Origin of the sequence: Paraburkholderia sp. (assembly GCF_034668105.1) — a bacterium.
Lineage (GTDB): Bacteria > Pseudomonadota > Gammaproteobacteria > Burkholderiales > Burkholderiaceae > Paraburkholderia.
This window is the reverse complement of record NZ_JAXDPY010000162.1, coordinates 1-11,032: the sequence shown is the minus strand read 5'-3', so window position 1 is coordinate 11,032 and position 11,032 is coordinate 1. Positions and strand designations below refer to the sequence as shown.

At 62.5% G+C, this 11,032-nt stretch carries 9 protein-coding genes and 2 pseudogenes; 2 read left to right on the top strand and 9 right to left on the bottom strand.

What is annotated here, in order from left to right; genetic code table 11:
• Nucleotides 1-113: 113 nt before the first annotated feature.
• The 7 genes from QOC89_RS07680 to QOC89_RS07645 form a co-directional block, all read right to left on the bottom strand.
• Nucleotides 114-1,784: an aromatic/alkene/methane monooxygenase hydroxylase/oxygenase subunit alpha gene (locus tag QOC89_RS07680; protein ID WP_323044477.1), complete on the bottom strand. Its 1,671-nt coding sequence runs from the start codon at nucleotides 1,782-1,784 to the stop codon at nucleotides 114-116.
• A 469-nt stretch (nucleotides 1,785-2,253) separates the two neighbouring features.
• Entirely contained in the window at nucleotides 2,254-2,457 is a 204-nt protein-coding gene (locus QOC89_RS07675) for a hypothetical protein (protein ID WP_323044476.1), read from the bottom strand.
• Between the two features lie 40 nt (nucleotides 2,458-2,497).
• Nucleotides 2,498-3,592 (bottom strand): WD40 repeat domain-containing protein, encoded by a 1,095-nt coding sequence (locus QOC89_RS07670; RefSeq protein WP_323044475.1) that lies wholly within the window; start codon nucleotides 3,590-3,592, stop codon nucleotides 2,498-2,500.
• Complete coding sequence (locus QOC89_RS07665) at nucleotides 3,589-4,611, bottom strand: GTP-binding protein (protein WP_323044474.1); 1,023 nt, start codon at nucleotides 4,609-4,611, stop codon at nucleotides 3,589-3,591. Before QOC89_RS07665 ends, QOC89_RS07670 begins: the two co-directional genes overlap by 4 nt.
• Nucleotides 4,608-4,925: a hypothetical protein gene (locus QOC89_RS07660; protein ID WP_323044473.1), complete on the bottom strand. Its 318-nt coding sequence runs from the start codon at nucleotides 4,923-4,925 to the stop codon at nucleotides 4,608-4,610. The genes QOC89_RS07665 and QOC89_RS07660 overlap by 4 nt, the downstream gene beginning before the upstream one ends.
• A 35-nt stretch (nucleotides 4,926-4,960) precedes the next feature.
• On the bottom strand, nucleotides 4,961-6,004 hold the full coding sequence (locus QOC89_RS07655) for an NAD(P)-dependent alcohol dehydrogenase (RefSeq protein WP_323044472.1): 1,044 nt from the start codon (nucleotides 6,002-6,004) through the stop codon (nucleotides 4,961-4,963).
• A 944-nt stretch (nucleotides 6,005-6,948) separates the two neighbouring features.
• Complete coding sequence (locus tag QOC89_RS07645) at nucleotides 6,949-7,164, bottom strand: hypothetical protein (RefSeq protein ID WP_323044479.1); 216 nt, start codon at nucleotides 7,162-7,164, stop codon at nucleotides 6,949-6,951.
• A 306-nt stretch (nucleotides 7,165-7,470) separates the two neighbouring features.
• Here QOC89_RS07645 and QOC89_RS07640 point away from each other — a divergent pair.
• Nucleotides 7,471-7,843, top strand: a pseudogene (locus QOC89_RS07640) (IS6 family transposase); the annotation flags it as partial.
• A gap of 643 nt (nucleotides 7,844-8,486) precedes the next feature.
• Here the strand turns inward: QOC89_RS07640 and QOC89_RS07635 are convergent.
• Together QOC89_RS07635 and QOC89_RS07630 are read right to left on the bottom strand one after the other, a co-directional pair.
• Nucleotides 8,487-9,656: an IS91 family transposase gene (locus tag QOC89_RS07635; protein ID WP_416340371.1), complete on the bottom strand. Its 1,170-nt coding sequence runs from the start codon at nucleotides 9,654-9,656 to the stop codon at nucleotides 8,487-8,489.
• A gap of 23 nt (nucleotides 9,657-9,679) precedes the next feature.
• Nucleotides 9,680-10,555: a tyrosine-type recombinase/integrase gene (locus QOC89_RS07630; protein WP_116120094.1), complete on the bottom strand. Its 876-nt coding sequence runs from the start codon at nucleotides 10,553-10,555 to the stop codon at nucleotides 9,680-9,682.
• 353 nt (nucleotides 10,556-10,908) lie between these two features.
• Between QOC89_RS07630 and QOC89_RS31835 the strand changes: the two are divergent.
• A pseudogene (locus tag QOC89_RS31835) lies at nucleotides 10,909-11,032 on the top strand (chemotaxis protein); the annotation flags it as partial.

The following is an 11,032-nucleotide window of genomic DNA, read 5'->3' as shown; positions in this document are numbered from 1 at the left end:
CGTCGCCCGGATCCGTCATATCGCCCCTCATCTCCTGGATATCGCTCATTTCGCACTCCTTTCAACGGTCCGGGGCGGCGGCCGCACCGCCACCGCCGGACGCGCTTGCCTCATCAATTCAGCGGGTTGATCTTGAAGCCGGCGCGATACTCGGCAATATGTTTCTCGCGCTGCTCCGGTGTCATGGCGCGCAGCAGCACGATCGGGCTCTGGATCGTGTTGCCGCGCACGTGGTCGAGCGTCCACATCTGCTTGTCGTCAAAGCGCAGATGGGGTTGCGGCACGAGCGTCTTGCCGTCGCTGCGCACAAAGCCGAGATCCTTGATGCAATCGGCCAGATCCCAGCCGTGGTAGCACTCTTCCCATTGGCGGCGTCCGCTGAAGCGGCCCATAGCCGGGGTCGGTCTGCCCTCGTATTCCGGCGCGAACGCCACCTTATGCGTCCAGCGGCACAACTCCGAACAATACGTATACAGTTGGCCGTCGACCTCATCCACCACGAAGTCTTCACGGATCAGACAGGGCACCAGACAGCTCCAGCAACGGTGCGGATACACGTAACCGTTTTCCTGATCGAACAGCATGTTGGTTTCGCCCGGCACGCTCTTCTTCGCGTACCACTTCCAGAAGTCGCCGAATTCGGCGTACCAGCCAGGGTACTTGTGTTCGAACCATTCGAAGTCTTTTTCGGTCTGCGCTTCGATGCGCCAGAAGTTGACGGGCCAGCCCACGGAGAAGAACTGTGCGACTTTGTGGACATAGTTCTGCTTGACAATGCGGTCCCAGGCGGCGGCTACGTCGTCGTGGTGAATCTTGATGCCGTACTTTTCCAGCGGCAGCATGTAGGTGCGGTAGTAATCCTCGTAGATCCACCGGTGCCACAACTCGGCGTACGATTCCTTGTTCTTGTCGCGGTCCGTGGTGCCGTACTCGATGAAGGTGCCAATAGCGGCATCGACGATCGCGTGGTTCTGCCAGAACGCATAGCGCAGGTCGCGCTCGAGCAGCAGATGGTTGTCCGGATCGTTGATGATCGACATCACCAGCGAGTGACCATTGCCGATGTGGCGGCTTTCGTCCGACTGCACCGAAAGGAACACGGTCGGCAACGCGTAGTCGCCATTGCGGGCGGCTTCGGATGGCATCGCGACAAACAGCGTGTTCGTGAACGCCGTTTCGGCCACCACCTGCAGGAACACGTTAGCGGCCGTAACCGCATCGCCGGTGAGGAAGCCCTCGGCGAACTGACGGCCGATCGTGGTGGCATAGCACTTGCCAAATGCGGCTTCAGTAATATCGAACCCGGCCGGATCGATATAGTTTTCCATGTACCACTTTTTCAGATTCATCTGGATCGTGGAGTGCCGGAACTCGTCGACCATCTGCATCGTAAAGCCGGTGCGTAGCTCTTCACCCGGTGCGAGCCGGCCGAGCATCGCCATCGAACGTGCCGCGGAAATCTCGGGGAACGGAATGATGGCGAGGAACAGCTTCATCCATTCGACCCAGCGGGGCTGGACGTTGCGGAACATGTCGCCGCGCAATGCCGCGTCGAGTGCGCCGTAGACGCGGTTGTCCTTTTCCTCCTGCATCGGAAAATAAGAGCGCAGCACCTGTTTCATCGGGTCGCGTGGCGCCTTGCTGATCTTGTAGTCCGTCGGGAAGGTCATGGCCTCCTGGACGTAACTCGGAGTCCAACCGAGATCGGCAACGCGGCGTGCCGCTTCGCCAATGCTGATCCCGCGCTGGGACGTGATCTTGTTGAGCGTTAATCCATCAGACATTGAGCTCTCCTAGTTCCATTTCGATAACTGTCGCAATGCGACGCTTCGGGCAGGGCCGGCTACCGCCAGGACCAGAGTCAACAACACGGGCGGGCCGTCTCCTTGGCAAGCGAAAAGTTCGGGAGAAGGAACGGAAGGACAAGCCTGTTGGGCCGGTCTTCATTGATCGTGTCTCCTGCTGTTTTCGGCTCGCGTTTTGTGACGTCGACGCTTCCGGTTTGACCTGCACTGATAGAGCGATAAGCGTGCCAGAAGGAATTCTTTATTCGGCATCAAGCCTGGTAACGAGCGCGGGCTTTTGCCAGAAATTCTTGCAGTGCGCCATGTTGTGTTCTGCGACAACTCCGCCTCACGACGCTGTCCGATATTGGGACGTTTGGATCGGGTGGCGGGTGCTGAATCGATCGTCTATATTATTTCGGATACCATATTTTCAGTGACGGCTAACGGGGTGAACCGTGGCACGCTGCTACGTCGCAACGCTGCCGTGGCTTTCACCCGCAGGAATCACGCTTCGGGCAGCGCCGTCGGGCTCTTTTCCTTCGGCGACAAAGCGTGCCGTAAGAATTAGCGCGCCTAGCGCGAAGTCCTTGCCGTACGCTTCGATCATCTCGTCCGCCACGGCGCCAAGGCGCTCGAAGAACTGCTCTTTGGGTGTGTGTCCGTTATGCATGTTTGTCTCCGTTTTGACATGTGATGGAAGCACCGCCCGTTTATCCGCGGCGTCCGAAGCGGAACAGCTCGTCGGGCAGAAACACCAGCGCCAACTCGCCCGCCTCGGTTCCCAGAGCGAGCCGCCCACCGTCCGGCGACCAGGCCATCGCGCTGACCGCACTGTTGCCGGAATCCTTGATAAACAAAATGTCGCTACTGCCTGGCTGACACAGCAACACCGCACCGCTGTGATAACCCACTGCAATCAGCGGATGAGCCGGATGGCAGGCCACCTGGCTTACCGGCGCCTTGGCGAGAACGCCGCATTCGTGTGGTTCGTCGTTCGCGCCGGGCGGATCGAAGCGCCAGCACACTGCGCGCATGCCGCCGCTGGTGGCGAGAAAGCGGCCGTCAGCGGAAAACGATAGCGAGCGGGGCTGGCCGGGATAGCCGCCCATCTCGATGTCCGCGCCGTCGGGCAGCCGCCAGCCATGCAGCGCATTCTCTTCCATGCCGCTCACGAGATAGCGGCCATAAGGGCTCCACGCCACGTTGCGGTGATAGCCCGGCCACGCAAGCTGACGCTCCCGGAGCGTGTCGGCTGCCCACAGCGTGACGCCACCATGATGCGAGATCGCCAGTTGTGTGCCAGTTGGGTCGAAGGCCAGCGATGTCGCCGATCCAGGCAGCATAAGGCAGGCAGGTTTGGCCCCAAGCCAATGAACCCGGCGGCCGCTTGCATAGACTCGACCACCCGCCTGGCTGGCGGCCACGCGGTCGATCCATGCGCCGGCTTCATGCGCGACGAGTTCGCTCGTGCCATCGAGCCGCAGATGGACGAGACGGCCATCATCACCACCGCTCAAGAAGCCGCCCGCAGGGTCGGCGGCAAGGGCCAGGCCCGTGCCCTCATGCACGCTGAAGCGCGCGAGCGGCGCGGGTGGTGCCTGTGCCTGCACGACCTCCACGCCGCCGCTCTCGCGTGGTTTGAGTCGAGGGCCGCCGTCCCAGACGCCGGTGGCGAGCGCTAGCGTGCCGTCACCGAGGGCGAATCCAGCGGATTGCCCCGCCGTGTCCCACACCACTTCGACGACGGACGCGTCGGTGACCCAACATGCCCCGAGCAATTCGATCAGAACGGGAGGCGCGTTCATGAGTCGATCTCGCAGTACCGGATGCTCTCCCGCAACTCGCGCCGGTCGAGATTGCGGCCGATAAACACGAGGCGGCTGTCACGGTGTTCGCCGGCTCGCCAGGGCCGGTCGAAATCCGTATCCATCGTCATGTGCACGCCCTGAAACACGAAGCGACGCTCCGATCCGGCGAGATCGACAATCCCTTTTGCACGCAACAGGTTCTGGCCTTGCTCGACCACCAACTGCTGCAGCCAGGAGAGGAAGCGCGTGCGTTCGAGCGGGCGCTCGACACGCAGCGATACACTGTCGATACCGTGACTATGGCGACCCCGTTTGACGGGGGCGCCTGCACGAAGCGGCACGTAGTGGTAAGTCCGCTCGCCGCGTGATGATTCACCGCCGTCACCCGCCGATGTGGCAAGCGCCATGCGCTTGAGATCGAACGCGCCGCGATCGAGCAGCGCGGCAAGCGGTATTTCGCAGCGCACACTGGTCCGCCATTCCACGGTCGGGTTGATGCGCCGCACGGCGTCCTGAACCGAAGCGAGACCGGCCGGATCGACGAGGTCGATCTTGTTGATCAGTACGATGTCGGCCTGCGCGAGTTGCTCCGCGGCCTCGCGACTGTCTGCGAGGCGCGCCTGCAAATGCGCGGCATCGGCCACGCAGATTACGCTGTCGAGCCGCGTGCGCTGCCGGATCTCATCATCGATAAAGAAGGTTTGCACCACCGGCGCGGGGTCAGCCAGACCGGAGGTTTCGATCAGGATCCCGTCAAAGCCGTCCTTACGCTTGACCAGCGCCGCCACCACGCGAATCAGATCACCGCGCACCTTGCAACAGACACAGCCGTTGTTCAATTCGATGACCTCGTCTTCCGCGCCGACGACGAGACCACCGTCAATGCCGATCGCGCCGAACTCGTTGACGATCACCGCATAGCGCCGGCCGTGCTGCTCGCACAGAATGCGATTGAGCAGCGTGGTTTTGCCAGCGCCGAGAAAGCCGGTGAGCACCGTAACCGGAATCCGATTCATTGCCAGCCCCCTTGTGTCTCAGACGACGCTCGACTGTCCAGTTGAGCCAGCTCGTTCGCAAGCCGCTCCCGCTCGGATTCGATCGCCCGCAACGCGCTTTCGGCCTCGCCGAGGCGCTCGCGCAGTTGCTCGATATGCGACGTTCCTTCTGGCGGCACACCGTCGCGCTGCTCGCAAGCGAGTGCGCACGCCAGTTCGATCTCCGCGCCCGCGCGTCTGCTTTCTCCGCGCAAGTGGTGGGAATTGACTTCGGTCAGTGCGATAACCAGACGCATGCGCTCGAAAAGCGAGGCTGCGTCACGCTCCACAGTCACGGCAATCTCCACGTTGAGGTGCCCCGTCGAGGCGACTACGGAATCAACACCGCCCGGCCTTTGACCTTGCCGTGGTGCAGATCCTTGAGCGCCTGGTTCGCCTCGCTCAGACGGTATTCGCGGGTTGACAGATGGACGAGGCCACGGTCGGCGAGCGCCATCAGTTCGACGAGTTCGGGATAGGTGCCGACCAGGTTGCCGACGATCGTCTTCTCGCTGGTGATCATGTCGATGGTCGGCAACTCGATCTTTCCGCCATAGCCAACGATGTAGTAAAAGCCCGCGTTGCGCGTCATGGCGAGGCCCTTTGCGATTGCGTCGCCTTCGCCGACAAAATCGATTACCGCTTCGGCGCCGTCGCCGCCCGTCAGTTCGAGTACGCGCTCGACTTCATGACCGTCGCCCTTGACCGTGTGATGCGCGCCGCAATCCTTCGCAAGCTGCAGCGAAACATCCGAGCGGTCGACTACGATGATTTCAGCCGCGCAAAGCGCATTCAGGACCTGGATGCCGATGTGCCCCAGACCACCGGCGCCGATCACGACGGCAAATTGGCCGGGAAGCAAATGGCGCGACGCTTTCTTCGCGGCGCGGTACGCGGTCAAGCCGGCGTCGGTATACGGTGCGACGTCCTTCGGCGCGAGCGATTTCGGCAACTGGATCAGCGAGCGTTCGCCCGTCGCCAGATATTGCGCATAGCCGCCGTTGGCATTGATGCCGGGAAACCGGCTCTCCGTGGCGTGCATATCGTCGCCACGCCGGCAGGCGAGGCAATGTCCGCTCGTCACGAGGGGATGGCAGATGACCGGGTCGCCCACCTTGACACTCTCCACCCCGCGGCCCACTTCTTCGACCCAACCGGCGTTTTCGTGACCCATGATGTAGGGCAACGTCACATCGACCTTGCTGCGCCAGATGCCTTCCACGACGTGCAGATCGGTGCGGCACACACCGGCGCCGCCAATCCGGACTATGACATCAGTGGGGCGCTCGATCTTCGGATCGTCGACATCTTCGTAGCGCACGAATTCTTCGCGAGTCAACGACTCGTCGTACTGATGCAGCACGGCAGCTTTCACTTTTGTCTCCTCCGTTTATGTATGACCGGCAAACGCACCAACCATACGAGCGGCGCTTTTGCGCGGGGCCGACACAGACTAGGCAATGTCCATGCCAAAGGAGAAGGAAGCGATCACGCCACCCCAAGAAGGCGCGTGAGCATGGGAAGCGGTGCTATCCGCGGCGACGAGATGGCTCGCGTGCTGGAGCACTGTCGCAAAATCGGACGCTTAGTGTGGGTGGGGAGCGGCGGCTTGTCCGAAAATGGGACGCATCCGGCATGAGGGCTTGCTGACGCCGCGCGAAATTTCGAATTGCCAGTAGCGGGACATCATCGCCGGCTACCGGCACGAACAATCACGACGGACTGCTGGGCGCCGCAGACGATCTGGGCACTAGTCCCGCGTGGAGCGCCATCGACACGCAACGCGCGCGATGGATCGCGGAACTGCCCGCGAAACTGGCCGACCTGCTGCCGTGGCTCATCCAGCAGGACCCCGGGACGACGCTGCTCGATCTGCTCGCGTTCTGCACCGGGACCCTGCTTGACAGAATCGCAGGCGAACAAAGGCCGCATGCGATCAACGCGCTCGCTGGTACGCTGAATCTCGACATGACCGGGTACTGGACGCCCACGCGCGCCACGTATTTCGACCATGTCAGCAAGGCCCGCATTGCTTAAGTCGTCGCCGCCGCCGTCTCGCCGAAGGCCGCAGCCGATCTCGACAGGATGAAGAAGGCCGACGCAGCAGCTGCCGCCGAACTGCGGCTCGCGAAAGTCGCCTGGGTGCCGGAAATCTTCACCGACCGGGAAATCCCTGCCGCATCCTCATGGGAGAGCCGCGACGACCATGAGGATGAGGACGGGAGCGAGGCACGGAAACCCGCTCGCCACCTTGGCGACGAAGTCCGCAACCATCTGACCCCGGGTTGGCCCTGTCCCCCGCCCTCGCCCTCGCCACCGTCATGCAAAACCAGACAGACTGGAAAATCGGCATGAGGATGATGCCGACGAGCGTGTGCCATTCCTGGCACCGCTGCCTTTTGCGGCTGCGCGCAACGCGTAGCGGATCGTTCCCGCCGTGATGTCGATGCCGTGCGGTTTCGCCTGCTCCGCGATCTGCTCTAATGTGTAGCCCTTCGCCTTCGCCCCTCGTACACGTGCGCGCATGTCTTTCATCGCATCGCGCACCGTGACTGCATGTTCAGCCTCGGGCTTTTCAGGTAGTGCATCGAGTGCACCGGCGAACGCCTCCCATTGCGACTTCGTATAGACCCTCCCTCGCGACAGGCATGAGTCACCCTCCTGCGCACACCGTTATGCACCACCTTCAACCATTCCTGCGCACAGCGGGCACACGCGTCAAACACCTTTTTCGCATGGCACACGCACATGGGAACGCTTGGGAAGCGACGGGGGCTGTGGTGCAAATAGGAATGGCGAAATCGGTTAGAGTTGTCGAAGCAAACGATCTGATGGCCGGCGATGAGCAAGTTAAAGACTATGGATGTGTTGTTCGATGGACGGCATTTTGATCGAGAGATCATCATTCTGTGCGTGCGCTGGTATCTTCGTTACAAGCTTAGCCTGCGTGATCTGGTGGAGATGATGGCCGAGCGGGGTTTGTCGCTGGCGCATACCACGATTCTGCGCTGGGTGAAGCGCTTTACACCGGAGTTCGTCAAGCGCTGGAACCGTTTTGGCACGCCCACTGGGCGGTCATGGCGTGTTGACGAAACGTATCTTAAAATCCGTGGCAGGTGGGTCTATCTGTACCGGGCGGTGGACCGGGGGCCGGCCAGACAGTGGACTTCATGCTCTGCGCAAGCGCGACGTGGCCGCGGCAAAAGGCTTTTTCGGCTGGGCTGAACCGGTTGATTGTCAAGGGTGGCACGCCGCGAATTGACCGTTAGTTGCGTTATTGAAATTCGGTTACAACAACGTTGATCGTTAGCGTAGGTGTTGCATTAAGCGATCGTGATTAGCGCAGCCGCAGGTCACGGCCTGCATATCGCACGAGTCACCGGCTAGTCGCGGAATGGATGTTCATCCAATGGGCGACCAATTTATTGGGTTAGCACGCTTCGGACCTACCCGCGACACTTGTCAAAGTGTCAATGGTCCCTCATCTTAAGGTTTGTTCCATCTTAAGGTTTGTTCGACGCCTGCCCATGTCTGCGGGCCGGGAAGCGCGCGCCGGCGCGTGCGGGCAGGCGTTGAATAAACCTGAAGGGAGGAAACCGCGGGATGCCCCGATGCAAGGGGAGTTTTCGTGGCTTATGGCGATTGATGTGTCACGATGCCTGGCGGGGTTGCAGTATGCGCGGCCGGGCGGGATGCCGGATGGGCGCTAACGCGGTGACGTAGCGGTTCAGTCGCGCAATCGTGATGGCGAACGGGAGCTGTGAGGGACTGCGCGAAGCGACAGGCGCAAACGTCCGCTCGTGGGCCGCGTTGCCGCGAAGCCGACGGTCGGGTAGCACGTCCGGAAACCGTTGTATTCATGTCGGGCCCCGGCGCGTGGGGGGCGCGCGGATCGGTGCGGTGCGCGTGAGGATATCGATGACCATCATCGGCGCGCCGCAGTGGCGGCAGATGAAGGCGGGCCGTGTTTCCCTGACGGCTTCGCGCGCAGACGTGTCGACGCCGGTGGCAACGTGCAGCAGTTCGCGCACCTTCGCGAGTCTGGCGCGGCGCACCGGGTTGGCAAGCAGTCCGTAGTGACGGATGCGATGGAAGCCGCCAGGCAGGACATGCAGCATGAAGCGGCGCATGAACTCGCCGGCCTCGAGGGTCATGGTCTTGTAGCGGGTGCGCCCCTTCGCGCGATAGTCTTTCCAGCGGAACGTGACGCCGCGCTCGTCGAAGGCGAGCAGACGCTGGTTGGAAATCGCCACCCGGTGCGTATAGCGTGAGAGATACGCGAGCACCGCTTCGGGTCCGGCAAAGGGACGCTTGGCATAGACGACCCATTCGCAGGCACGCAGCGGCGCGAGCCATGCGGTGAAGACGGGCGGATCGGTGAGGCTGGCATATTCGCCGAAGAACTGCAGTTGGCCCTGCCGGTGCGCCGCTTCGAGTGCCTCGAGGAAGCGGCGCCGGAACAGGCGTGACAGGACGCGCACCGGCAGGAAGAAGCCGGGCTGGCAGGCGATCCACCGCTGCCCGTCGGGCGACAGGCCGCCGCCGGGGACGATGCCATGCACGTGCGGGTGATGCGTAAGCGCCGAGCCCCACGTGTGCAGCACGAGCGTGGTGCCGATCTGCGCGCCGAGGTGCCTGGGGTCTGCCGCGATGGTACGCAGCGTCTCGGCGGCGATATCGAACAGCAGCCCATAGAGCACCGCCTTGTTGTACCAGGCGATCGCACTGATCGCGGCAGGTAGCGTGAAGACGACGTGGTAATACTCCACAGGCAGCAGGTCGGCCTGACGTGCCTCGAGCCACCGGTGTGCGGCGCTCGCCTGGCACTTTGTGCAATGTCTATTACGACACGAGTTATAGGCGATCTCAACCTTTGCGCAGCCGGAACAGCGCAGCACATGTCCCCCCAGCGCCGCGCTGCGGCACTGTTCGATGGCCGACATGACCTTCAGCTGCCCCAGGCTCAGCGCTACCGTACGGCGCCACCCTGGCCCGCAGGCGCGGAAGATATCCGCGACCTCCAGCACGGAGGGCTCCGCGTGCGGCCGGGCTAGCCGGCGGGCAGGCGGTCCAGTGGACTGATCACCTTGCGCAGGAGATCAGTGGCGACCTGGGTATAGAGCGTGGTGGTCTCGATCTGCCTGTGTCCAAGGAGCACCTGGATCACGCGGATATCTTCCTTCTGTTCCAGCAGGTGCGTGGCAAACGAATGCCTCAGCGTATGCATGGAGACGCGCTTGTTGATGTTTGCGGCCTCGGCGGCCGCATGGATGGCGCGGGTCAGTTGCCGCGTGCTGAGCGGGTCGATCGGATCAAGGCCCGGAAAGAGCCACCCGCCATCGAGCATGCAGCCCTGGGCACGGGCCACGCGCCACCAGACGCGCAGACGTTCGAGCAGGACCGGCGAAAGCATCGCGTAGCGGTCGCGGCGACCCTTGCCCTGCTCGATGCGCAGGGTCATGCGCTGGCTGTCGATGTCGCCGACCTTCAGCGCCACCACTTCGCTCGCACGCAGCCCGGCACCATAGGCGACCGACAGCGCGGTCTGATGCTTGAGGTTTCCAGCTGCCGCGATGAGCCGCCGCACCTCCTCGGGGCTGAGCACAACCGGGAGCGTGCGGGGCACGCGTACCGGCTGCATGCGCGCCATCAGCTCAGGCTTGCCGAGCGTGACTTCGAAGAAGAACTTCAGCCCGCTGATCGCGGCGTTCAGCGATATCGGAGACACGCCGTGATCGACCAGATGCAGCTGGTAGTCCCGGAGGTTCTCGACGGTGGCGGTATCGGGTGAACGCCCGAGGTATCGGGCGAACTGACGTACGGCACGCAGATAGGCGGCCTGGGTCCTGGGTGCGAACTTGCGCATGCGCAAGTCCTCAAGCATATGGCGGCGCATCGGGCTGACGCGCGGATCGGAGGAGGTCATGATGGGGCTCCTGCTGGAGGGCGAGGCGGATTGCCTCAACCACCAACATAACCACCGGCGCCACTGGCCTCCCATTCGCCGCCAGAGTCGGGCCGCAGCCCCCTACCGCGCGAGCGGTTTAGTCCCATCGGCCAAGGCCGACATTGGGACGGGTTGGATTCACCGTCAGCTATGTGTTTCATTGTTGACGCTGACGCCGTCAAGCAACTGAACGGCCGTTGTTGCAATCGGTGAACTCACACTCCCGACCCGGAGCCGCCGATCGGGCGTGCGAGACATATGACCGCTTTGGATCCACGAATCGCCATTGACCGGATTGCACGTCATACAGGATCCGAGAATGGTCCCGATAGCTCGCGCGAATTTCGGCCTTCCGGCGCCGCGTCCGGGCGGCGTCCGATCGGAAATCATCAGTGATCGAAGGGATTGCGTTTCAGACTAACATTCTCGCGCTCAGCGCAGTGTTCGAAGCCGCGA